This window comes from Flavobacterium cyclinae, from assembly GCF_021172145.1.
GTDB lineage: Bacteria > Bacteroidota > Bacteroidia > Flavobacteriales > Flavobacteriaceae > Flavobacterium > Flavobacterium cyclinae.
The window spans coordinates 1,513,160-1,538,023 of sequence record NZ_CP089095.1 but is presented as its reverse complement, the minus strand read 5'-3'; the positions used below and the strand labels follow the sequence as shown (position 1 = coordinate 1,538,023).

The 24,864-nt window shown below is 32.6% G+C and carries 24 protein-coding genes and 1 tRNA gene; 2 read left to right on the top strand and 23 right to left on the bottom strand.

The annotated features are described in order from the left end of the window. Window positions 1-353: 353 nt before the first annotated feature. The 8 genes from LOS86_RS07130 to LOS86_RS07095 form a co-directional block, all read right to left on the bottom strand. The gene (locus LOS86_RS07130) at window positions 354-1,016 is read right to left on the bottom strand and encodes a hypothetical protein (RefSeq protein WP_231841400.1); all 663 of its coding nucleotides are present in this window, start codon (window positions 1,014-1,016) and stop codon (window positions 354-356) included. A gap of 122 nt (window positions 1,017-1,138) precedes the next feature. Further along, complete coding sequence (locus tag LOS86_RS07125) at window positions 1,139-1,798, bottom strand: ATPase (protein WP_231841399.1); 660 nt, start codon at window positions 1,796-1,798, stop codon at window positions 1,139-1,141. Further along, window positions 1,782-2,675, bottom strand: coding sequence for a transcriptional regulator (locus tag LOS86_RS07120; RefSeq protein WP_231841397.1), 894 nt, complete (start codon window positions 2,673-2,675; stop codon window positions 1,782-1,784). Before LOS86_RS07120 ends, LOS86_RS07125 begins: the two co-directional genes overlap by 17 nt. Before the next feature lie 166 nt (window positions 2,676-2,841). Then, entirely contained in the window at window positions 2,842-3,156 is a 315-nt protein-coding gene (locus LOS86_RS07115; RefSeq protein ID WP_231841396.1) for a helix-turn-helix domain-containing protein, read from the bottom strand. A gap of 116 nt (window positions 3,157-3,272) precedes the next feature. Then, window positions 3,273-4,112 (bottom strand): RteC domain-containing protein, encoded by an 840-nt coding sequence (locus LOS86_RS07110; protein ID WP_231841395.1) that lies wholly within the window; start codon window positions 4,110-4,112, stop codon window positions 3,273-3,275. Between the two features lie 93 nt (window positions 4,113-4,205). Next, a complete protein-coding gene (locus tag LOS86_RS07105; protein ID WP_231841394.1) occupies window positions 4,206-5,453 on the bottom strand; it encodes a site-specific integrase in 1,248 nt (415 codons plus the stop codon). A 288-nt stretch (window positions 5,454-5,741) separates the two neighbouring features. Continuing rightward, window positions 5,742-5,826, bottom strand: a tRNA-Ser gene (locus tag LOS86_RS07100). 307 nt (window positions 5,827-6,133) lie between these two features. Beyond that, the gene (locus tag LOS86_RS07095; protein WP_231841393.1) at window positions 6,134-6,523 is read right to left on the bottom strand and encodes an acyl-CoA thioesterase; all 390 of its coding nucleotides are present in this window, start codon (window positions 6,521-6,523) and stop codon (window positions 6,134-6,136) included. A gap of 129 nt (window positions 6,524-6,652) precedes the next feature. Here LOS86_RS07095 and LOS86_RS07090 point away from each other — a divergent pair, with 129 nt between their 5' ends. After that, entirely contained in the window at window positions 6,653-7,057 is a 405-nt protein-coding gene (locus LOS86_RS07090) for a hypothetical protein (RefSeq protein WP_231841392.1), read from the top strand. A gap of 6 nt (window positions 7,058-7,063) precedes the next feature. Further along, a complete protein-coding gene (locus tag LOS86_RS07085) occupies window positions 7,064-7,642 on the top strand; it encodes a hypothetical protein (protein ID WP_231841391.1) in 579 nt (192 codons plus the stop codon). A gap of 1 nt (window position 7,643) precedes the next feature. On the opposite strand, the gene hisIE is transcribed toward LOS86_RS07085, so the two are convergent. The 15 genes from hisIE to LOS86_RS07010 all read right to left on the bottom strand — a co-directional run bounded on the left by hisIE (window position 7,644) and on the right by LOS86_RS07010 (window position 24,863). After that, window positions 7,644-8,243, bottom strand: coding sequence for a bifunctional phosphoribosyl-AMP cyclohydrolase/phosphoribosyl-ATP diphosphatase HisIE (hisIE, locus tag LOS86_RS07080; RefSeq protein ID WP_231841390.1), 600 nt, complete (start codon window positions 8,241-8,243; stop codon window positions 7,644-7,646). Window positions 8,244-8,410: 167 nt separating this feature from the next. Beyond that, the gene (gene hisF / locus LOS86_RS07075) at window positions 8,411-9,166 is read right to left on the bottom strand and encodes an imidazole glycerol phosphate synthase subunit HisF (RefSeq protein ID WP_231841389.1); all 756 of its coding nucleotides are present in this window, start codon (window positions 9,164-9,166) and stop codon (window positions 8,411-8,413) included. Window positions 9,167-9,193: 27 nt separating this feature from the next. Next, on the bottom strand, window positions 9,194-9,967 hold the full coding sequence (gene hisA / locus LOS86_RS07070) for a 1-(5-phosphoribosyl)-5-[(5-phosphoribosylamino)methylideneamino]imidazole-4-carboxamide isomerase (protein ID WP_231841388.1): 774 nt from the start codon (window positions 9,965-9,967) through the stop codon (window positions 9,194-9,196). Window positions 9,968-9,997: 30 nt separating this feature from the next. Continuing rightward, the gene (hisH, locus tag LOS86_RS07065; protein ID WP_231841387.1) at window positions 9,998-10,579 is read right to left on the bottom strand and encodes an imidazole glycerol phosphate synthase subunit HisH; all 582 of its coding nucleotides are present in this window, start codon (window positions 10,577-10,579) and stop codon (window positions 9,998-10,000) included. Window positions 10,580-10,663: 84 nt separating this feature from the next. Continuing rightward, window positions 10,664-11,803: a bifunctional histidinol-phosphatase/imidazoleglycerol-phosphate dehydratase HisB gene (gene hisB / locus LOS86_RS07060; protein ID WP_231841386.1), complete on the bottom strand. Its 1,140-nt coding sequence runs from the start codon at window positions 11,801-11,803 to the stop codon at window positions 10,664-10,666. Next, window positions 11,775-12,836, bottom strand: a complete 1,062-nt coding sequence (hisC, locus tag LOS86_RS07055; protein ID WP_231841385.1) for a histidinol-phosphate transaminase — start codon at window positions 12,834-12,836, stop codon at window positions 11,775-11,777. Before hisC ends, hisB begins: the two co-directional genes overlap by 29 nt. A gap of 5 nt (window positions 12,837-12,841) precedes the next feature. Then, on the bottom strand, window positions 12,842-14,116 hold the full coding sequence (gene hisD / locus LOS86_RS07050) for a histidinol dehydrogenase (RefSeq protein ID WP_231841383.1): 1,275 nt from the start codon (window positions 14,114-14,116) through the stop codon (window positions 12,842-12,844). A gap of 164 nt (window positions 14,117-14,280) precedes the next feature. Further along, on the bottom strand, window positions 14,281-15,138 hold the full coding sequence (gene hisG / locus LOS86_RS07045) for an ATP phosphoribosyltransferase (protein ID WP_231841381.1): 858 nt from the start codon (window positions 15,136-15,138) through the stop codon (window positions 14,281-14,283). Window positions 15,139-15,397: 259 nt separating this feature from the next. Next, entirely contained in the window at window positions 15,398-15,898 is a 501-nt protein-coding gene (locus tag LOS86_RS07040; RefSeq protein ID WP_231841379.1) for a hypothetical protein, read from the bottom strand. A 13-nt stretch (window positions 15,899-15,911) separates the two neighbouring features. Beyond that, window positions 15,912-17,030 carry an efflux RND transporter periplasmic adaptor subunit gene (locus LOS86_RS07035; RefSeq protein WP_231841378.1) on the bottom strand — a complete coding sequence of 373 codons (1,119 nt, stop codon included), beginning with the start codon at window positions 17,028-17,030 and terminating at the stop codon, window positions 15,912-15,914. An 11-nt stretch (window positions 17,031-17,041) separates the two neighbouring features. Next, window positions 17,042-21,379 (bottom strand): CusA/CzcA family heavy metal efflux RND transporter, encoded by a 4,338-nt coding sequence (locus LOS86_RS07030; RefSeq protein WP_231841377.1) that lies wholly within the window; start codon window positions 21,377-21,379, stop codon window positions 17,042-17,044. A gap of 83 nt (window positions 21,380-21,462) precedes the next feature. Next, on the bottom strand, window positions 21,463-21,837 hold the full coding sequence (locus tag LOS86_RS07025) for a hypothetical protein (protein ID WP_231841375.1): 375 nt from the start codon (window positions 21,835-21,837) through the stop codon (window positions 21,463-21,465). An 80-nt stretch (window positions 21,838-21,917) separates the two neighbouring features. Beyond that, window positions 21,918-23,309: a sensor histidine kinase gene (locus LOS86_RS07020; protein ID WP_231841374.1), complete on the bottom strand. Its 1,392-nt coding sequence runs from the start codon at window positions 23,307-23,309 to the stop codon at window positions 21,918-21,920. 2 nt (window positions 23,310-23,311) lie between these two features. Continuing rightward, the gene (locus tag LOS86_RS07015; RefSeq protein ID WP_231841372.1) at window positions 23,312-24,196 is read right to left on the bottom strand and encodes a cation diffusion facilitator family transporter; all 885 of its coding nucleotides are present in this window, start codon (window positions 24,194-24,196) and stop codon (window positions 23,312-23,314) included. Window position 24,197: 1 nt separating this feature from the next. Further along, complete coding sequence (locus LOS86_RS07010) at window positions 24,198-24,863, bottom strand: response regulator transcription factor (protein WP_231841371.1); 666 nt, start codon at window positions 24,861-24,863, stop codon at window positions 24,198-24,200. Between the last annotated feature and the right edge of the window lies 1 nt (window position 24,864).

Here is a 24,864-nt window from a genome sequence, read left to right as displayed (position 1 = left end):
ATTTTTCCAAGTTATTCGTTATTTATTAGCTTTTTGACTTGCAGAAAAGTAAGTACAAAATATAATTAGTAGTTTCCACTCTATGCTTTTTTATATTTATGACTTCTTTTTTGGAGGTTTTAAGGATGGTGTATGCTTGGCTTGGTGTGTTTTTGTTATCGCGTTGACGTTTGTCTAGTTTGCCTGTTGCCTTTGCGATTCTTTTTGTGTGATGGGTGATTGGTGATTGGGTTGTTGTTTTAAGCTACGCTTAAAATTTGATACCTACTTTGTAGGAGATTCCTATTTTGGCGGAATGACAAGTAAAAAAAAGATGCTGAAACGAGTTCAGCATGACATGGGACTTTTTAGAGTTATTCGAAGAAGATTTTTAGTTTTCTACTGTAGTTGATTTTTGCAAGGTAGTCAATGAATTCTGGGAGTTCGGATAGTGAGAGTAAGCCGTTAATGTTTTGAGGAATTACTTCGCAATTGAAGTCATAGATATGTTTTTTGTATTTGACTTCACCGAGTGTGAATAGTAATAAAAGATAGGCATGTCGCTCAACTTTTTTAATATTCAGCTGCATGATTTTTTCATGGCAATACAGCGTCAAAATTATTTTTTTAGTAGCTGTATTATAATCTTCTAATTTAATAAATGTGTTTTTGATTGTTTCTACCATATTGTAGGGAATTGTTGGCTCTTCCGTGTTAAATGGTGCTATATATACCTGAATTGAAAAGTATTCTAAAATGGGGATTTTCTCTTCCAAAGCTCTCATTTTAGGGAATAGTTTTCTGTAGCCGTGAGCTGTAATAAATACTTTGAGTTTGTTCTCGTTTTGTGGGTGATTTGTGATGAAATGTTCAATTCTTTTTGAGACGTAATTGAGGTTTCTTTCGAGGTGAAAGAGCACTTCTTCTTTGTTGATTTCCAGTTTGCAAGCGTTGTAGATGGCTTGTTCGTTGTCTTGGAACCAGTTCCAGAAGTTTTGGATGGTTTTTATTTGGCGAGGGTTTAATTGTTTGTTCATTTTGTTTCAAGTTTAAGGTTTCAGGTTTTGTTTTAAGCTGCGCTTAAAAGGGAATGCCTACTTCGTAGGAGATACTTCGACAAGCTCAGTATGACAATTCAATTCTTTAGAAATATTGAAAATTATCTTTTATCCCTAGATTCATTGCTGAAGGTGATGAGGTTGAACATTGATCTCATCCTTGAGCGGAGGCGGTTGCCGTAGAGGGCTTCGATTTCGCTTGCGGAAAGGTTTGTGGTGATGTGGGTGATGGATTGATTTTGAACGAAGTCTTCGTAGCGTGAAATAATGATTTCTGCCATTACATTGAGGTCGTTGCCGTAGTGTTTGATGTTTTGTTCGGCTCCTAAGTCGTCGAAACAGTAGCCGGTTAAACGTGATTGCGTGTGTTCTTTTTGGGTGTAATGATGGAGTGATTCGAAGCCGTTTTTTGCGAATTCGAAAGATATTTCTCTACATGTCTTGATTTTGTAGTCGTGTTTGTGGTAAAAAAATGGTCGAATTAACGCCATAATTGACGTTTTCCCGCATCCAATTGGCCCCGACAACAAAATGCCTTTGTTGAGGTCTAAATTGAGCTCTAAAGCCTTTTTTTCGTCTCGAATAGCATAAATTACCAATTTGAGAATGGTTTGATGGTCAACCACTTCAATTTTGAAAGAGCGACCGTAGATGAGTTTACCCTGGTACTCGATGTAGTTTAAGCACCAATTGAAGTTGTAAACTTTGAATCCGTTTTGAATAACGAAAGTGTCTTTGACGGTGTTAAAGTGCTTCTCCATAGTTTTTTTGATTTGTTACGTGGAGGTGGTTTGGATTAAGATTTATTGTTTTGGTTTCTGTTCTAACAGAATTATTCGGTTTGTTTCCAAACTTCTTTGTGTTAAGCATCCAATTTCTTGCTGCTGCTTTCCAATCTTTCATTTTGGTTCTACCACCGACTAACCAGCCGTTGCTTTCGAAATAGTTAAAGAACCGTTGTGCTTCGATTTCGGTGAAGTTTTTTTCGAGGAAGTAGATTTGTGCTTCTTCCAAAGTGGGTTTTGATTTCTCAATTTCAACTTTCTTCTTTTTTTCGCGCAACTTTTTTTCTTCTTTGAGTTCAACTTTTAAATCCTTTTCTTCAACCTCATCAAAAAATGAATTTGTAAAAATTAATTTTTTTTCATTTTTTGAAATTTCTTGCTTAGCTAAGTTTATAATGTTTGTATTGTTTATATTGTTTATATAAGGTACATGTTTAGAGCTTGTTTGATGCTTGTTTAGAGCTTGTTTAGTAACCTGTTCATTAACCTGTTCAATGACTTGGTCATTTTTTGACTTGGTTGTACGCTTTTTTAGCTCTTTTTTTGGAACAGGTTTGGTGTAAAAATCCAAGTTGCAGACTTCCAAAATAGAACCTTTAAATGGGTTGAAAGATGGTTTGTAAATAACGTATTCTCTTTCTGTTAAATCTTTCATGCATTTGTGGTAGGTTGCGGTCGATGCAATTTTGCTGATGCGCATGAGTTCGTCTCGTGAAATGCTGATTGGATTTTGAAAGCGGTTTTGGTTCCATAGTTGGAAAATAGCCATGTAGAGGCTTATGTGGGTTGGGTTGAGGTCGTAATCGGCGCTTACTTTTTCGAAGAAGCCGGTTAGGTGTTTTATGTAATTCATGGTTTTAAAGTTTCAAGTTTCAGGTTGTGGTTTTAAGCTGCGCTTAAAAGTTAAAACCTACTTCGTAGGAGATACTTTGGCAAGCGCAGTATGACAACTTTGTTTGTCCGATTTACAGGTGCAAACTTCACAGGTGCCGTTACAGGTGTTTGTGTTTCCTTCCATATTACTTTTCTAGCATTTTTACGATGTCTTCGTAGTTGTAGTAGATGATACCACCTATACGTTTGTATTTTAGTGTTCCGTTGATGCGGAGGTTTTGCAATGTTCCTGGAGAGATTCTTAGGATTTCACGGACTTCGGCTGATTTGAGCCAAGACTTGGGTAAATCGTCCGATGTGTTTGTTTTTGTGGTGGAGTTTTTGATTTCGTTTAGTAGTAGATTTCCAAAGTTTAGTAAATCTCGTTTCGTTACCATTTGGTGGTTAAGTAATTCAATGTTGTCCGTTTCTGGGAACAGGGTTTTGTGATTGAAGTTCATAATGCTATGTTTTGAAGTTATTTGGTACAAAACAATTGCATTTGAAAAAGAAAAGTTCCCAAGTTGGTACCAACTTGGGAACGATTTTTATACTTTTTGAGTGGAATTCGTTGTTTTTAATTTAAATCATTTTCGATTTTGGTTTCCAGTGCATCTTGCAACTGATTTAAAAATCGCGTTTGATCTGTTTTGCGGTTTTTGATATCGATAAAGCTTCTGGTAATGTTGTCTCCTAAATCGATTTGAAATGCTTTTTCAAAAACGTGGGTAATTTCTTTGATATCGGATTGACCATTATCGAACACTTTAGATTCGTGTAACGCATAAATGAGTTCGATTAAATCGATTTTTTTTGCTGTCCAGTGTAGATTGGAATGGAATTGATTGTTGGTGATTGCACACGATTGGTTTAAATTATCAATTCGGTTTTCGATGTGTAATGCTAATAATTCAAATGCAATTACTTCTGCTAACAAATAGTCATGTGATGTGCATAGTTTAGCATCATGAATTATAACTGAACAATCATTTAAGAACAGGTCTTTATACTTTTTCCTTGTAAAATATAATTCATCAAAATGAGTAGATTGACTTTTAATGTATTTGATGAATTCTCTGTTCCTTCTGTGGAATTGATTTATTGCATCAATTTTTTTTTCAAAGTGTTTTATTTTCTTGTTTTTGTCTAGGGGAAGAGTTGCAACGAGTAAAAGTATTTCTTTATAGAAAATCAGTTTGGCTACTATATTGGGTTTGATTTCTTTAAAGAATTTGATTTCTTCTTGAATGCTTTCGAAGACATGATTTTTTAGCCAGTCGGTTAACTGCTTGAGAACATCTTCAATGAAAATAATAATCTTTTTTGCTTTTTCTATTTCATTAGAATAGGTGTTAAGGATTAAACATAATTCGTTTTCAAAATCTAATAGGGAGTTGTTTTTTATAGCTGTTATCATAAAAAAAATAGATTTTAGTTTGCCAAAATAAACTAAAATCTATTAAATTAAATGTAAATAAAATCTTAAAAATATTACAATATTTATAATATTTTAGTAATTCATTGATTTACTTTGAGTTTGCAAATTAGTATTAAATTTAGCCTTTAAGACCTGCATATCCTCACTGATTTTCTTGTCTAAAATCTTAGCATAATGCTGCGTTGTTTTTAGATTGGTATGTCCTAACATTTTACTTACGGTTTCAATTGGAACTCCATTACTCAATGTTACAGTTGTTGCAAAAGTGTGTCGCGCTATATGGAATGTTAGTTCTTTGTTGATTCCGCAAACAGTTGCAATTTCTTTAAGATAGGCATTCATTTTTTGGTTTGACAATATTGGAAGTATGGTACCTTTATTTTTATTAACAGGATAATCAGAATATTTATCCATGATATATTGGGCGGTTGGTAATAAAGGAATTTTTGAATTTGTATCGGTTTTCTGGCGGTTTTTATTTATCCATTTATCACCATCAATTCCTAAAACAATATTATCCGGTGTTAGTTGTTTCACGTCTATATATGCTAATCCAGTAAAGCAGCTGAAAACAAATATGTCACGAACTAACTCCAATCGTTCTGAAACGAATTCTTTTTCCATCAAACTTTGAATTTCTTGTTCTGTAAGGAATTCACGAATTACTTCTTTGACTTTTGCTTTGTAATTTGCAAATGGGTCCTTTGTCAGCCATCCATTGGCCAAGCAAATGTTTATAATCTTGTGGAAGTTTTTAATATACTTTACAGCTGTATTGTTAGCACACTTTCTTTCTGTACGAAGATAAAATTCATACTCTGTAATAAAAGCATAATCTATTTTCTCAATATCAATATCAGAAACTCTGAATTTCCATTGAAGAAAGTCTTTTGTGTGTTTTAAAGATGTTTCGTAACGTTCTAGTGTTCCTGGAGCGTACTCGCTTCCAACCAACTCTTTAATTTTTCGGTTGTGTTCTGTGAAGATTGAGATTAGTAGACGTTCGCGTTCTTTGATACCGAGTAAACGATTTTTAAATTCATCGATGTTTAATGATACGCCATCTTTTAATAATTCAAATTGGATTTCGTTTATTCGATTTCTTGTAAAATCAAGTAAGTTATTTATTGAACGAGCTTCTTCTGAATTACCCTTCATTTTGCTTAATTCAGTTGACCATTTCGATGGCTCAATAAATTTTTTAGTACTGTACTCAAATCGCTTTCCATCGATTGTTAATCGCACATAAATTGGTAATAATCCATTACCATTGGCTTTGGTTGATTTTGCATAGAAATGCAATGTGACTTTTGAATTCATTTTTGGTAACCTTTAAGTTATTAATTAATTTACTTTAAAGTTTGCCACAAATCAAGATGTTTGAAAATTGAAAAGGTTATTGAACAGCTTACCAATAGTGGATTGGTTGAAATTTGCTGCTACTAATTTTTCAATTTAGCGAGACCCAAAAATCAGTTTTTAATTAGGGTCTCGATGGGGTCTCTTGATTTTTGAAAAAGAATGAATATTTTGAAAGGTAGTAAAAACAAAAAACCTCGAAATTCCTAAGATTTTCGAGGTTTTGATAACTTTTGATAAGCTATTCCGCGGAGAAAGAGGGATTCGAACCCCCGGACCTGTTACAGTCAACAGTTTTCAAGACTGCCGCATTCGACCACTCTGCCATTTCTCCAATAAGTCGTGCACTACTTCCGTATTGCGAGTGCAAATATAGAACGATTTTTTATTTCTGCAAACGTTTTCAAAAGAAAAAAGTAAAAAAAATAAACATTTTTTACATCAACTTTCACAACCATTTGAATGTCAGTAAATAAATATTTTTAATAATCGTAAAAAAAACAATTCGCTTTAATTAATTTTTATTGGAACACCCATAAATCAATCCCTAAACGAGAACAAACAACACTAAACAAAGCCCTTTACAAAGGCCAGTTGTATCTATTTCCATGAACCATTATCAAATAATTACTATGTTACTCTTATTTATTCAATCGATCTTCTACAAATTCAATTTTTGTTTTTCCATGTGGCTCAGGCTTACCATCAGCACCTAAATTTACCATCGTAATGTTATCAATAGAAATAATGGTTTCTCTTGTCATCATATTACGCACCTCACTTTTGAGTATCAAAGACGTGGTTCCAAATTTGACCACATCAATCCCTATTTCTACTATATCGCCCTGTTTAGCCGAATTCATGAAATTGATTTCGCTCATATACTTTGTTACAACTCTAGAATTTTCTAGCTGTACTATCGAATACAAAGCCGCTTCTTCATCTATCCAAGCCAACATCTTGCCTCCAAATAAAGTACCATTGGCATTTAAATCTTCTGGTTTTACCCACTTTCTTGTGTGAAATCGCATAGTTCCTTTTTTTCTTTTAAAGGTAAGAATTTTTGGAGAATTTTGGATATATTTGAATAAATTTAAAAGGAAAGCATCCGTCTAAAATAATAGATTATTTAATTAGTAAAGTTAAAATAGAATTAATAAATGAATTTAACAGGCAATTGGCAAGGCTTTTATGAATATGGAATAGGTTACGATCTACCTTATTTTGGACAACGAGTACAAATTAAAGCTTCAATAACTGATGTAGATGGTTCTTTTACTGGTGAAATGGAAGAAGATGGTTCTGATTTTTCTGTTAAATTAAAAGCTACTATAAAAGGATTTACAGAAGATAGTTTCATTTCTTTTGTAAAACATTATCCTAAATATCCAGTAATTTCTGATGATTATTCTTCAATAATAATTTATGAAAATAAGACATTAGAAATTGAATATGAGGGCATTTTAGATGAAAATTTCAATTCTATTTATGGAAACTGGTACATAATGTCAGAAAGTAATGAAGAAATTGCCTCTCAAGGCATTTGGTTATTAACAAAAATATAAAACAAAATGAAAACAGAAAAAACATTATCCCTTATATTCATTCTCTCACTTATTTTCAAACTGATGCATTGGCCGGGTGCAGGTCCATTGATGATAATATCGCTTTTAGGATTAGCCTTTTGCTACTTTCCTTTTGGTTTTTATTTCTTTAGTGATAAAAATTTTAAAACTCAAAATATTGGAATTTCTATTGTCTTTGGCTGGATGCTTTCCATATCCATAATTGGTATATTATTTAAATTAATGTTTTGGCCTGGGGCTGCTCCTATGCTAATTGTTGGGGCTACCACTTCTTTTATTCTGGCTGGGGTTGCAGTAATTTTATTTGCCAAATCAACAGATCTTCTAAAAAATTACTATAAAAACCTTCTTATTCGTACAGTGGTGTTTTTAGTGTTATCTGTAGGATGTTTAATTTTACCCAATAGTGTAATAATCAATCACTATTACTCTACCCAACCCGAATTAAAAGAGTTGTATTTAAGACAACAAGAAAACCCTCAAGACGAATCCATTCAAAAAGAAATCGAGGAATATCATGCAAAACAATACGAACGTGAAACCGGAAAGCGAAAGAACCAATAATTTATTTTTCTCTTTCCTTCAAAACGTTCACAACATCGTTTAACTGAAACCCTTTCGCTTGCAATAATATCAAATAGTGAAACAATAAATCGGCACTTTCAGACAAGAACAAATTGTTATCATTGTCTTTAGCTTCAATGACTACTTCAACGGCTTCTTCTCCTACTTTTTGTGCTATTTTATTAATTCCTTTTGCAAATAAAGAAGCTACATAACTCTTCTCCGCATCGACATTTTCTTTACGTTTTGCAATGGTGTTCTCTAATTTTGATAAAAACCCAAATTCCTGATTATTAGATTCTTGCCAACACGTATCTAAACCTGTATGACAAGTTGGACCTACTGGTTTTACTTTCACTAATAGTGTATCGTAATCACAATCTTCTTTGATAGAAATCAGTTCTAAGAAATTACCACTCTCCTCACCTTTTGTCCACAATCTATTTTTAGTGCGACTGAAGAAAGTTACTTTATTGGTTGTCAAGGTTTGGTCTAATGCTTCTTGATTCATGTAGCCCAACATTAAGACGTTTTTAGTTTCATTGTCTTGAATGATAGCTGGGATTAGGTTGTCTGGGGTTTTGTTGAAGTTTACTTTCATGATATTTTATTACACAATGTTCCACTAAGTTAAGCACGAAGTTTCACAGAGTTTTGTTATAAGTTTATAATTATTTTTCTATGCTCTATTCAATAGATTTACGGATTATCTAATATATGAATTCACTTTTTTAATCCGTGCAAATCAGTGTAATCTGTGGCAAAAAATTATAATCGAATACTAATTTCTTTTTCTTTTAAAAACTGTTTTAATTCCGGAATTTCGATTTCTTGATAATGAAAAACACTAGCCGCTAAAGCAGCATCCGCTTTCCCATTAATAAAAGTTTCCGCAAAATGCTCTATAGTTCCCGCACCACCAGAAGCGATAATGGGAATGTTTACGATTTCCGATAACTTGGCTAAGGCATCATTAGCAAAACCATATTTAGTGCCATCGTTATTCATGGAAGTGAATAAGATTTCTCCTGCACCACGTAACTCAACTTCTTTTGCCCAATCGAATAAATTCAATTCCGTAGGCACTTTTCCGCCAACCAAATGAACGATCCAATTACCATCAATTTGTTTGGCATCTATAGCAACAACCACGCACTGACTTCCATATTTTGCTGCAATTTCATCAATTAAATCAGGATTTTTAACGGCTGAAGAATTAATAGAAATTTTATCTGCACCATTGCGAAGCAACACATCTACATCAGCAACAGATGAAATACCACCACCAACCGTAAACGGAATATTGACTGCTGCCGCTACCTTTCGAACCAAGTCGATTAAAGTAGCCCTACGTTCTTCCGTAGCCGAAATATCTAAGAAAACAAGTTCGTCAGCACCGGTTTCAGCATATTTTTTTGCCAATTCTACGGGGTCACCTGCATCTTTTAAATCCACAAAATTGACACCTTTAACAGTTCGACCGTTTTTGATGTCTAAACAAGGAATAATTCTTTTTGTAAGCATATTTTTTTGTTTTAAACCTGACAGGTTTCAAAAACCTGTCAGGTTTATTATGTAATTTTCTAATTGTTTTAAGGTAATTCTTCCTTCATAGATGGCTTTTCCAATGATGGTGCCTTCGCAACCTAATTCGGCTAATTTTGGTAATTCATCGAATGTTGAAATGCCTCCAGAGGCAATTAGTTTTAATCTCGCTTCTCGACTTCGCTCGATTTGACCTGCTCGATTTGACAAATCGAAATCTAAAATTCTTTGATACAATTCAAAACTTGGTCCTTCTAGCATACCATCTTTAGAAATATCGGTGCAAATCACGTATTGAATGCCTTCTTGTTGGTAACTTTGAATAAAAGGAATGACTTCTTCTTTCGATTCTTCTAACCAACCTGAAATGGCCACTTTTTCATTCATGGCATCAGCTCCTAAAATGATTTTATCTGCTCCGTATTGTTGCAACCAATTCTTGAAAACTTCGGGTTGTTTGATAGCAATACTTCCACCCGTGATTTGATTCGCGCCACTTTCAAAAGCGATTTTCAAATCGGCATCAGATTTTAAACCGCCACCAAAATCGATTTTTAGACTCGTTTTAGAAGCAATTTGTTCCAATATTTTATAGTTCACAATTCGGTTTGATTTTGCTCCATCTAAATCCACTAAATGCAAATACTGAATTCCATGTGCTTCAAAGGATTTCGCCACTTCAAGCGGATTTTTGTTGTATATTTTCTTTGTTTCATAATCACCTTTGGAAAGTCGGACGCATTTTCCTTCGATGATGTCTATAGCTGGGATTATTCTCATTTTTTTAGGTTTTGGGTAATTGTTAATAGGTTATAGGTTGAGAAAGTTTTTCAAAATTTGTTCTCCGAAAATACCACTCTTTTCTGGGTGGAATTGTACTCCGAAGAAGTTATCACGTTGTAATGCTGTGCTGTATTCTTGTTCATAATTCGTAGTAGCAATGGTGTTTTCTGACAATGACGCATAATAACTGTGCACCAAATACATGAATTCGTTTTCTTTAATTCCATTGAATAATGGCGATTTCAAATTGTAAATCGTATTCCAACCCATTTGTGGGACTTTCACTTCGTTTGAAAACTTCACTACATTAACATCAAAAATTCCTAAACCATTGGTATTGCCTTCTTCCGAATGTTTACACATCAATTGCATGCCCAAACAAATCCCTAAAACCGGTTGTTTTAAAGTTGGAATCAATATATCTAAACCACTATCCACCAACATTTTTATAGCACTACTCGCCTCGCCTACACCTGGGAAAATGACTTTATCCGCAGATTTTATCGTGTTCCAATCATTTGAAACAATTCCCGCAAAACCAAGTCGTTCCAAAGCAAATAAAACGCTTTGTACATTTCCGGCTCCGTAATCTATTATTGCTATTTTCATATTTATATAGTCGCAGTTTTCAGTCGCAGTCGCAGTTCAAAACGAGTTATTTCTGCCAACTGAGACTGTGACTGATTACTTTTTTTATATCATTCCTTTAGTTGAGGGTAATATCATTTTTTCTGTATCTCTTTTCACAGCCACTTTTATGGCTTTTGCTAAGGCTTTAAAAATCGCTTCAATCTTATGGTGTTCGTTTGTGCCTTCTGCTTTGATATTTAAATTCGCTTTTGCTCCATCGGTGAACGATTTGAAGAAGTGAAAAAACATTTCAGTTGGCATTTGACCAATCATTTCGCGTTTGAATTCTGCCTCCCAAACTAGCCAATTTCTTCCACCAAAATCAATTGCTACTTGCGCCAAACAATCGTCCATTGGTAAACAAAAACCGTAACGTTCGATGCCTAATTTATTACCTAACGCTTTGGCAAACACTTCGCCTAAAGCAATTGCGGTGTCTTCGATTGTGTGGTGTTCATCAACTTCTAAATCACCTTTGACTTGAATATCTAAGTCCATTTGTCCATGACGCGCAATTTGGTCCAACATGTGGTCAAAAAAGGAAATTCCAGTGTTGATATTGCTTTTTCCTGTTCCGTCTAAATTTAATGTGATAACAATGTCTGTTTCATTCGTTTTTCTAGAAATAGAAGCTGTTCTTTCATTCAATTTTAGAAATTCATAAATACTTTGCCAATCAGTTGTTTGCAACGCAATTACATTTTGTAATTCTTCTAAAGAAGTTGCGATTTCATTTCCACCTAAGTTCGCTTCGTTTTTAATAAAAATTGCTTTAGAACCTAAGTTTTTTGCCAATTCCACATCGGTAATTCTATCGCCAATTACAAAAGAATTCTCTAAATCATAATCTGAATTATTCAAATACTTGGTTAGCATTCCAGTTCTTGGTTTTCTGGTTGACGCATTTTCTTCTGGAAAACTTTTATCGATAAAAATTTCATTGAATGTTACTCCCTCATTTTCAAATGATTTTAAGATAAAATTTTGGGTTGGCCAAAACGTTTCTTCAGGAAAACTTTCAGTTCCTAAACCATCTTGATTGGTCACCATTGCCAATTCGAAGTCCAATTCTTTGGCTATTTTACTCAAGAATTGAAACACTTTTGGATAGAATTCTAATTTGGTTAAACTGTCCAATTGATAATTTTCTGGCTCTAAAACCAAAGTCCCATCTCTATCTATAAATAATACTCTTTTCGGCATTGTTGAAGGTTTTTAATAATTCAATAATTTGTTCGGTTTCTTCTTTAGTTCCTATACTAATTCGTAAGCAATTTTCGCATAAAGGTTGATTGCTTCTGTTCCGAACCACTACTCCATTTTCTATAAATTGTTGGTATCTAAAATTGGCATCATCTACTTTGATCAAAATAAAATTGGCATCCGAAGGAAATATTTTCTCAACAAATTCACATTTTGAAAGTGATTCAATGAGTTTGTTTTTCTCCACCAATATTTTCTTTACTTGTGTTGGCATGGTACTTTGCAACAATTTTTTAACTGCTGTTTCTTGCGACAAACCATTGATGTTATAAGGTGGCTTGATTTTATTCAAAACTGCAATAATCTCTCTAGAAGCATATAAAATTCCAATTCGTAAACCCGCCATTGCATAGGCTTTTGACAACGTTTGGGTAATAATCAAATTAGGAAAATCTTTTAAAACCGTTAACCAACTCACTTCATTTGAAAAATCGATATAGGCTTCATCAATTACCACCAACCCTTTGAATTGATTCAGAATTTTAATTACCGATGCATCTGTGAAAGAATTTCCTGTTGGATTGTTAGGAGAACACAAAAAGATGATTTTCGTATTGTTATCGACAGCATTAAGAATGGCTTCTACATTTGGTTGAAATTCTTCATTTAACAAAACTTCACGATTTTCAATAGCGTTAATATTGGCTAAAACACCATACATTCCATATGTTGGCGGTAAAGAGATGATATTATCGCGATTCGGTTCACAGAAAGCTCTGAAAATCAAATCTAAAACTTCATCACTGCCATTTCCTAAAAGAATGTTTTCTTTTGAAACATTATTTTTATCTGCAATAATGGCTTTCAGTTCCTTTTGTTGTGGATCTGGATAACGATTCATTCCATTGGAAAACGGATTTTCATTCGCATCCAAATAAATCATGGGTTTTGTAAACTGTTCAAATTCGTCTCGTGCTGAGGAATAGGGACTCAATTTTTTAACGTTTTCTCGGATTAAGTTTTCTAATATCATAATTGTTATTTTAATCGTATTGTAACTGCATTTTTGTGAGCTTGTAAACCTTCAGCTTCCGCCATTGTTTCTATCGCTTTTCCGATGTTTTGAATTCCTTCATTTGATATTTTTTGGAAGGTCATCGCTTTTAAGAAACTATCTAGATTTACACCGCTATAACTCTTTGAATAACCATTTGTTGGCAACGTGTGATTGGTTCCTGAAGCATAATCTCCAGCGCTTTCAGGGGTATAATTTCCAATAAAAATCGAGCCCGCATTTAGAATGCCGTCAACGAAATAATCTTCATTCTTAGAACATACGATAAAATGCTCTGGACCGTATTCGTTAATTAATGATAAAGCCGTTTTTTCGGTTTCAACGAATATTAATTTTGAATTTTGAATGGCAACTTGGGCGATTTCTTGTCTTGGAAGTTCTTTTAATTGCTTGTAGATTTCTTCTTCTACATCATTTAAGATATTTTTATTGGTAGTAACCAAAATTACTTGGCTATCTTTTCCGTGTTCGGCTTGACTTAATAAATCAGAAGCTACAAAACTTGGAATGGCCTTTTCATCTGCATAAACTAATAATTCGCTTGGACCAGCTGGCATATCGATAGCTACGCCGTTTTGTGAAGCAAATTGTTTCGCTATGGTAACAAATTGATTTCCAGGTCCGAAAATTTTATAGACTTGTGGAATGGTTTCTGTTCCGAATGTCATTCCGGCAATCGCTTGAATTCCGCCCACTTTGTAGATTTTAGTTACGCCACACAAATCAGCAGCATATAAAATTGCAGCATTTATTTTCCCATTTTTATCCGATGGCGAACACAATACAATTTCTTGACAACCTGCTAATTTTGCTGGAATAGCTAACATCAAAACTGTGGAAAACAAAGGAGCTGTTCCTCCTGGAATGTATAATCCAACTTTTTGAATTGGACGTTTTTCTTGCCAACACGTAACTCCGACAGTCGTTTCAACTACAATCTTATCCGTTTTTTGAGCAGCGTGAAATTGTTCGATATTTGATTTGGCCAATTGAATGGCTTCTTTTAATTCGGAAGAAACTTCCTTTTTAGCAATTTCAATTTCTTCTGGTGATACTTGAATATTTTCTAAAGTTACACCATCAAAGAAAGAGGCATATTTTGCTATGGCTTTATCTCCTTTTTGTTGTACTTCTTTGAAAATTTGTTTTACCGTTTCTTCTACATCAGAGAATGTTTGGGTGGGTCTTTTGCAAATTTCTGACCAAGTTTCGGGTTGTGGGTTGTATATTTTTTTCATGATCCTATTTTTATTTTTTGAAACACATAGTCACATAGTTTTTATTTTTTTGTCTAAAACTTCAGGCGTTTCACTTTAGATAGTTAACATAGCTATGTGTAAAATGCAATGCTTTTTAAATTCTTAATTATCAAAATTTCTTTGTACCTATGTGTTTAATTCATTTACAATACCATTTTCTCAATTGGGCAAACTAAAATCCCTTCGGCTCCAGCTTCTTTTAATTGGTCGATGACTTCCCAAAATTTATCTTCATCAATTACAGAATGCACACTACTCCAACCTTCTTCTGCTAATGGCATAACCGTTGGACTTTTTAATACAGGAAGAATTTTACTGATTTCTGAGATTTTATCATTGGGAACATTCATCAAAATATATTTCGATTTTCTCGAACGCAAAACCGCTTGAATTCGGAATTGAAGTTTGGATAAAACTTGTTTGGCATCTTCCGAAATTTGAGGAGAAACCGCTAAAACGGCTTCGCTTTTCAGAATGACTTCTACTTCTTTTAAACCGTTTTTAAATAAAGTACTTCCGCTAGAAACGATATCTACAATCGCATCGGAAAGTCCGATGTTTGGGGCAATTTCAACCGAACCTGAGATTTGGTGAATGTCTACAGTAATTCCTTTCGAAGAAAAGTAATCCACCACAGTTTTTGGATAGGAAGTGGCAACGCGTAATCCATTTAAATCTTGAATCGAGTTGTAGTTAAAACTCTTTGGAACCGCTACTGATACTTTGCATTTGGAAAATCCTAGTTTCTCAGCAATTTGAATGTTTTGTCCTTTTTCTACCAATAAATTATCCCCTACGATGGCAATATCTACCACTCCATCAATCAAATATTGTGGAATATCTGAATTTCGTAAATAGTACACTTCTAGAGGAAAATTGGAAGCGGTAACTTTGAGTTGGTCATTACCATTATACACTGAAATTCCGCAATCTTTTAAGATTTGGATACTTTCATCGTGTAACCGACCTGATTTTTGAATCGCAATTTTTAACGTTTTCATTTTAAATTTAATTTGATTTAAAATGAGTACACCAAGAAGATTTTGAAAATGCTAAACAATAAAAAACCCGCCTGATGTACTCAAACGGGTTTCTGATTTATATGATTTAATTACATAGCATCATTACTTCGCTTGAGCGGAGGTATGATGATGATGATGTAATTGATTTAAAAACATAATTTCTGTTATTATTTAACGTTGCAAAGTTAACAACTAATTTTTCGAATAAACAAAATGTTATTGAAATTTTATTTTTTGTTTAGTGGTCATCGTCGTGAGATTCTTGTTCGCTATTTGTCTCCGAAGCATTACCCACATTAGCATTAGCACGAATTTCAGTATGACGAATTTCGCCACCAGAAGTTCCAACAGATTTAGACAAAACTGCAGCGCCAATTGCTAAAACTAAAACAACATAAGAAACAATCGCTGCTTTTGCATGTTTTTTTACATTAGCAACTAAGCCTAAAATTGAAAGAATTCCTAAGGCATAAAGTATTTTCATGAAGGTTTCAGCAATTTCTTCGTGCTCGTGAATGATGTCATGTGATATACCTAATTCTTCAACAATTTCCTCTGCTCCTTCTCCAGTCATCATAGTGGCTTTTGCCATAATCATACAAACTATGAAAATTACATATGCTGTATTTACTAAAATGGTTTGTTTTTTGATGATTCCGTATGCTAAAATTCCAATTCCGAAGAATAATCCGATGATTGGAAAATGGTTAAAAACCATGTGCAAATGTGCTTGATTCATAATTTATAAAGTTTTAATTAGTTAAATCGAAAACTCCTTTTGTTAATAATTTAGAGTTTTCATTAATATTTTTGTTAGGTAAAATCTCAACATATTGTTCTGACTTTTCTCCAATATTGACAAGTGTTTTCTTGAAAATATAGTCACCATTAGTTGCATTTTCTTGTAATAAAAGTACGAAATTTTTGTTCTCTTCTGTAATTAAAGCATCAATAGGAATACCAAAACCTTTTTTAGAGTCGATAATAATATTGGCTTCTACAAACATTCCTGATAATAATTTTGATTTATCAGTAGGATTCAAAACACCAAAAACCGAAATTGTTCTGTCTTTATTTTCAATTGATTTCCCAACCAATTGTACTTTTGATAAAAAGTTATCTTTACTTGCCTCTGGAATAGTAAAATTAATGTCTTGACCCGCTTTTACTTTCAAAATGTCTTTTTCAAAAATGCTCAAGTTTAAATGCAAATAATTAGTATCAACAATTTCCATAATAACATCGGATGGTGACATGAACATTCCCACATTAGCATTTAAAACCGTTACATCTCCTGAAATTGGGGCAACTAACGTAATTACAGATGTAAAATTTCCTTTCTCAACATTAGCTGGATTGATATTTAATAACAGTAATTTTTCGCGAAGCCCTTGATACATTCCTTTTGCTTGACGGTATTCGCTTTCTGCTTTTAAATAATTCTTTTGTGACGTAATTTTCTCGTTGTATAAGGTTTTCTGACGTTCAAATTCTGATTTTAAATAGTTAATTTGTTCCGCCACTTCAACGTAATCTTTTTGAATATCAAGATATTCCGTATTTTCTAATGTTAGTAATACCTGACCTTTAGTTACTTTATCTCCTACTAATAATTTTGTAGTTTTTACATAACCGCCAATAAAAGGAGTGATTTTAGCTTTATACTGAGGCGGTACATCAATTTTTCCAGAAGATTTGATAGTTACATTGAAATCTTGTGAAGCAAGCGTGCCCAACTCCATTTGAGTAGATTGAAACTGTTCCTTAGTTACTGTTATTAATCCATCTTCTTTTTGTGGCTCCTCTACTACTTCGTTTTTACAAGAAGTTATTAAAGCAAATAAGGCGATTAATTTGAATATATTTTTCATTTTTATGGATATTAAAAATTAATGTATTGTAAATCTAATTTTGTTTTATTGTATTGAATAACAGCATCTAAGTATTCTACTTGGATAGTGGTTGCATTCTCCAAACTTAAGATATATTGAAAAAAGTCAATTTCTCCGTGTTTGTAACTATTGTTAGCCACTTTAATGATTTCATCCGATACTTTTTTACCGTATTGGTTATAATAGTCAATTGCTTGTTGAAACTGAATTAACTCATTATTCTTTTGATTGATATACGCCTCAATTTTAGTTTCTTCGTTTTGCTTTTGTTGTTCCCAAGCTTGCGTTTCTAACTTAGCTACTTTCGATTTTGCTATATTTCCATTAAACAATATCGGAATCGATAATCCAACTTGGAAACCATATAAAGATTGAGATAAACCGGTGTTATTCCCTTGAAAATACTCTAAATTAATATCAGGTAACCAATTTTGCTTTTGCAAACTCTCATTAGCTTTATATTTTTTTGTAAATGTTTCTAAATAAGATGTATATAAATCTTTACTTGAATTATTATTCAAAGTGCTTAAAGGTTTAATTTCTGAAGATTTTACATCAACTTTAGTATCGAATTGTACTAATGCTTGTAGCAATTCCAACTGAGCCGCTTTTGCTTTATCAATTTGAGACAACTTGGTTCTAATCTGTCTAAACTTGGCTTCTGCCGTGATTTTTTCTAGATAATTAGTTTCTCCCAATTCAAATCTTCTATTACTAGCTTTAGAGAAATTTTGGTACAAACTATCTAAATATCGATATAATTTTTCTTGATGATTTAAATACACCACCTCATAATACACTTTAGAAATTTCAAGCGTTAGTTTGTTTTTTTGTATTTCAAAACCCGCTTGTTCCTTTTCATATTCCGCCATGTAAACTTTTCTTTGAGCTCCATATACAGTTGGGAAAGAAAAAGTTTGTTGGGCTCCAAAAACTTTTAATGGCAAATTGTTAACTGCTAAATTGTTTTCGTCATAGCTATAATATACATTCGTTTTGTTAAAATCGTAGGCCAATTTGGTAGCTTGTTTTGCTTTATCTACTTGTAGTTGACCTGATTTGATGCTTCTATTATTTTGTAAAGCTCCAGCCACCAAACTATCTAATTCGGTATTGTTTTCTTGACCATAAGATAAAGTAGTACCAAAGAATAGAATGATAATATGTGTTGTTAGTTTAATATTTTTGAATTTTAATTTTTTCTCCTCTTTTTCATCATAAATTTTAAACAAAATAGGAAGAACAATCAAGGTTAATAAAGTGGCTGTAATTAAACCACCAATTACAACTGTTGCTAAAGGTCTTTGTACTTCGGCACCTGCACCAGACGAAATTGCCATTGGTAGAAACCCTAAGGCTGCAGCTGCGGCTGTTAATAAAACAGGTCGAAGTCTATCGGTAGTTCCTTTTAAGATGAGTTCGTTCATATCGGTAAATTTTCCACTATGTTTTAATTCTTTAAAATGTTCGATTAATACAATTCCGTTTAAAACCGCGATACCAAAAAGAGCAATAAATCCTACTCCAGCTGAAATACTAAAAGGTAAATCGCGCAACCAAAGAAATAAAACACCTCCTACTGCAGATAATGGAATGGCTGTATACACCATCATAGCTTCTTTGATAGAACCAAATGCAAAATGCAACATGATGAAAATTAAGAACAAAGCAATAGGAACGGCTATCATTAAACGTGCTTTAGCACTTTCTAAATTTTCAAATTGTCCTCCATAAGTAACTCGATATCCTGGAGGCAAATCGATTTTAGAATTGATGATTTTTTTTACATCGTCAACTACACTTTGTAAATCTCTGTTTCTAACGTTAATTCCCACAACGATTCTTCTGTTGGTATTATCACGAGATATTTTTGCTGGTCCTTCGGTATAGCTGATATTGGCTAATTCACGTAATGGAATTTGTTCGCCATTAGGAGTTGGTACATATAAATTTCGTAAATCTTCAATATCTTTTCTATTCGTTTGATTTAAGCGAATGACCATATCGAAGCGTTTTTCACCTTCAAAAACATTTCCCGCAACTTTACCTGCAAAACCTAAAGCAATAATTTCGTTTAAATCAGCAATGTTTAAACCATAACGAGCAATTTTACTACGGTCGTATTGTACAAACATTTGAGGTAAACCTTCTGTTTTTTCGATGATAATATCAGAAGCGCCTTCAACATTTCGAATGGCTTTTTCAACTTCATGTGCTTTTTTAGCTAAAATATCCAAATCTTCACCAAAAATTTTAATTGCTACATCGGAACGTGAACCTGAAATTAATTCGTTAAAACGCATTTCAATAGGTTGCGTAAATTCAATTTCCATATTAGGAATTTGTTTTTCGATTGCCACTTTAATTTTATCTGCCAATTCGTCTTTAGTATGCGCCGAAACCCATTCCGATTTTGGTTTTAATTTCACAATAACATCACTTTCTTCCATACTCATTGGATCAGTAGGAACTTCAGCAGCACCAATTCTACTCACTACTTGTTCCACTTCTGGGAAATTTTTCAAAATGGTTTTCTCAATTTTTGTAGTGGTTTCAATGGTTTTACTTAATGAAGTACCTGTTTTTAAAACGGGTTGAATTACGAAATCTCCTTCGTCCAACTGCGGAATAAATTCGCCACCCATAGTTGAAAACAAAGCCAACGCGATTACCAAAATAGCTACAGCACCTGAAAGCACTTTTTTAGTGTTTTGCAACGCCCATTTGATAACCGGTAAGTACCATGAATTCAATTTATTGATTAAACGATTTGAGAATGAATTTGGATTTTCCTCTTGCGGTTTTAAAAATAAGGAAGCCGCCACCGGAACATAGGTAAAGCAAAACAACATAGCACCCAATAAAGCAAAACTGAATGTCATTGCCATAGGTTTGAACATTTTACCTTCTACTCCTGAAAGTGATAAAATTGGGATAAATACTATAAGAATAATCAACTGCCCAAAAACAGCAGAGTTCATCATTTTTGAAGCACTCTTATATGTAATTTGATCAATTTCTTCCTGACGATCTTTTTTGCTTAAACCTACCAAATGTGATGATTTGCTAACAATTTGAAAGGCAATAAATTCTACAATAATTACAGCCCCATCAATGATAATTCCAAAATCGATAGCTCCTAAACTCATTAAGTTGGCATCAATTTTAAAGATATTCATAAAAGTAATGGCAAAAAGCAAACATAACGGAATAACAGAGGCCACCACTAATCCTGAACGCCAGTTTCCAAGTAAAACTACCACCACAAAAATTACGATTAAACAACCTAAAATTAGGTTTTCTGCTACTGTAAAAGTTGTTTTTCCTACAAGTTCACTACGTTCAAGGAAACCATTTATGTAAACTCCATCGGGTAAGGATTTTTCAATTTCGGCAATTCTGTGTTTTACATCATCAATAACTTGTTTGGAATTGGCATCTTTTAGCATCATTACTTGCCCTAACACTTTTTCTCCTTCTCCATTTCCAGTGATAGCACCAAAACGATTAGCATGTCCAAATTGAACTTGCGCAACATCTTTGATGTAAATTGGAGTACCAAAATCATTTTTTACCACAATATTTTGGATATCTTCGATGGAATTTACTTTTCCTTCTCCACGAATGAAATAACTTTCATTGGTTTTTTCTATATACGAACCTCCAGCAATACTATTATTTTTCTCTAATGCATTGAAAACATCAGTAGTAGTAATATTCATTGCTTTCAAACTTGAAGGATGCAAAGCAATTTCATATTGTTTTAAATAGCCACCCCAAGTATTAATTTCAACCACACCTTTGATTCCTGACAACTGACGTTTAACAATCCAATCTTGAATAGTTCTTAAATCGGTTACGGTATATTGGTTTTTAAATTCGGGTTTAACTTCTAGAGTATATTGATAAATTTCTCCCAATCCTGTAGTGATGGGACCCATTTCTGGAGTTCCAAATCCTTGAGGAATTTTTTCAGAAGCCGTTTTGATTTTTTCGGCTATTAACTGACGTGGTAAATACGTACCTATCTCGTCTTCAAAAACAATGGTTACTACAGATAATCCAAACTTTGAAATGGAACGTATTTCTTTTACACTTGGCAAGTTGGCCATTTCAATTTCAACAGGATACGTAATATATTGTTCGATATCTTGAGTTGATAAATTTCGAGAAGTAGTAATTACTTGCACCTGATTATTTGTTACATCAGGAACAGCTCCAATTGAAATTTGAAATACGGAGAATAATCCAAATCCAAAAACCCCCAAGGTAAACAATAAAACAATTAGCTTGTTTCTTAAACTAAAAGCAATAATTTTTTCTAACATTTTAGTATTTTATAATAATTAATAAAAAGCATCTGAAACGATACAAACAATTGATTTCAATGGAAATCAATCACATCAAAATGTTAGGAAATCTTAGGAGGTAACCAAATAGCAGCTATACTATTGGATTGAAATGATTCATTATATAAAAACAATTTGGAGTTTGAAACCAACGTTTTTACAGGTGAAATTTGATAATTAAAATGAGAAAACACAAACAAAGAACTACTTGAGGTATCAAATGTTTTGAAAGGTAAATCTTGATGCTCTAAATTGTTCTCTGCATTTTTAGAATAATGTAAAACGAGATAATCAATAAAAGAAATGGATTTTGAAGTACAATCGTTTTTATGATCAATATAGTGTTCTATTAAATTAGGAACTTTTACTAATTGCCCAATCGATGTGTTAGCACACATAAAGATAGAAACTAATATTATGGCAATTATTTTATTCATAATTTATTAAAGTAGTTGATAAAGATAGTAAAAAACTACACTACAAAATTAAGGAATAAAAATAGAAATAATCTTAAGAACTACTTAATGTTGAATGTTGGAAATCTTAAAACAAAGGTTGTTCCTTTTTCGAGTTGGCTGGTTAAATTAATATCTACTTTTAATAAATCGCATAATCTTTTTACAATAGATAAACCTAATCCAGTTCCTTTGATTTGGGTATGATTGGCAACATTTGAACGATAAAAAGAAGTAAATATTTTTTCAATATCTTCAGATGCTATGCCAATACCATTATCTGAAATAGAAAACAGAACCGTTTCATTATCGTTCCAGATTGTAATATTGATTTCGGTTTCATTATTGGAATATTTTATAGCATTTGAAATTAGGTTACTTACAATTATTGAAACTAGATAATTATCTGATTCTATGTAATAATCTTCATTAAATGAAGTAATCACTTTTAATTTTTTACTGTCAATTTTATCAGAAAAACGGGTAAGATTGTCTAAGATTAAAGCATTTAAATAAATGGTTTCTTTTTTAATATTTTGCTTTTGGTTTTCAAATCGAGCTAACAATAATAATTGGTCAACCATATGATTCAAGCGATCAACTTCTGAAATACAAAATTGTATTTTCTCCTCGTATTCTTGCTGATTTCGAGGTTTTCGAATTAATACTTCCATTGTTCCTTTAATAACCGCTAATGGTGTACGTAATTCATGAGAGGCATCAGAAGTAAATTGTTTTTCTCTTTCAATTGCGTTTTCAACTCTATCTAGAAGATTATTTATCGTTTGAGATAATGCAAACAATTCGTCTTTATTATTGGGTAACGGAATTCGTGTTTTTAAATTGTCTTTTGTTATTTTTCCAGATGTTTCAATAATAGTACTTACCGGAATAATACTTCTACCAGCAAAAAAACGGGCAAATAAATAGAGTAAAATTAAGATTAAAGGATACGAAATAAGTAAAATATGCTTCAATATTTGCACAATTTCCAAATCTTCTAAAGACATAGCCACTACAAGATATCCCACAATTTTTTCTTTATTTATAATTGGAGTTTGAATTTGTCTAATTGGGATACCATTTAATTTAGTATCCGTAAAAGTGTTGTTCTTAACATTCTCTAATAAATTAATATTTGAATTTTTAAGATTTGGTGATTTATCAATTAGTAATTTATTCGTATCATAAAACTCAACAAAAACTGGATTTACGCTAAACGAATTGTGTTCTCTTGCACGCCATTGATCCACTTGAATTAAATACGTATCATTAGAATCAGTAGAAACATCATCTAAATGTTTATATAATTCTTCCTGAATTTCTTCATTAATATGCTGATTTACACGATAGTTTACAATTGAAAAAATAGAAATAAAAACAATAGCTATAAGTATTGAACTACTTACAATATAGTTAAACGCAATTCTATTTTTAAATGAAAATGAAAACATACTTAACGCGAAATAGATTCATAATTAGGCTCTATATGAATTAAAACATGACCTAATTCAATTAACTCTTTTCTTAAAGTATCTTTAAGTAAATGAGCAATATCATGGCCTTCTTTAACCGATTTATCACCATCAACCATTACATGTAAATCTACATGGTATTTCATGCCTGCTTTTCTAATAAAACATTTTTCGATGCAAATTACACCAGCAACGGTATTTGAAATCTTTTTAATTTCTTCTTCCAAATCATGATACAAATGTTCGTCCATTATTTCACCTAATGCAGGTCTGAAAATCTTATAACAATTGTATAATATAAAAACTGAGGCTAACAAAGCAGCCCAATCATCTGCTGCTTCATACCCTTTTCCAAAATACAAAGCAATAGAAATTCCAATGAAAGCTGCTACAGACGTAATAGCATCACTTCTATGATGCCAAGCATCGGCTTTTAAAGAACTGCTATTGGTTTCAATACTTTTTCTCATTACGATTTGGAATGAAATCTCTTTCCATAAAATAATTGCACCTAATACAAATAATGTAAAAGGCTTAGGTAAATCATGTGGTGTTTGAATGTTTTGAATACTTTCGTGCGCAATTATTATGGCAGAAGAAATTAAAAAACCTACTACTAAAAACGTAACAAGTGGTTCGGCTCTACCGTGACCATAAGGATGATTTTCATCAGCTGGTTTATTTGAATATTTGATTCCAAAAAGGACTAAAAACGAAGCAAAAATATCAGCTGTAGATTCAATAGCGTCTGCAATCAAAGCATAGGAATTACCTAAATATCCTGTAATACCTTTAATAAGTGCTAATAAAGTATTTCCTATGATACTAAAATAAGTCGCTTTGATGGCTTTTTCTGTATTCGGCATGCTAAATTTCGTTTGCGATGTACCCTACTCCTCTTATGGTTTTAATTAATTCTTGATCTTTAGAAAGGTTGAGTTTTTTTCGAATTGCATTCATAAAAACATCAATAACTCCGGTATCATATTCAAAGTGAATATCCCAAACGTCTTCAATAATATTAGTTCGGGTACAAACCTGACCTTTATTTTTAATTAAATATTCGAGTAGTTCAAATTCTCTTTGTGTCAAAGATACTTCTTTATTGTCAACAAACACTTGAAATTTTGACTTATCAATCGTAATATTTCCCAGCGTTAATATTTTAATTTCATCTTTAGTTCTAAAATGAATTTTAATACGCTCTAATAATTCTTCAAACGAAAAAGGTTTCTTAATGTAATCATTAGCACCTGCCTTCAAGCCTTCAATTGTTTCTTGAACGGTGTCTTTTGCCGTTAAAAAAATGATAGGCAAATTAATTTTTTCTAAACGAATATTTTTACAAACATCTATCCCTTGCATTTTTGGTAACATCCAATCCAAAAGTACTAAATCAACTGATAACTCAATTGCTTTTTTTAACCCTTCTTCACCATTAGCAGCAGTAGAAATGATATATCCTTCTTCCTCTAAACCTTGTTGAAGAAAGTCTACAATTCCTTTTTCATCTTCAATAATAAGTATGTGCATG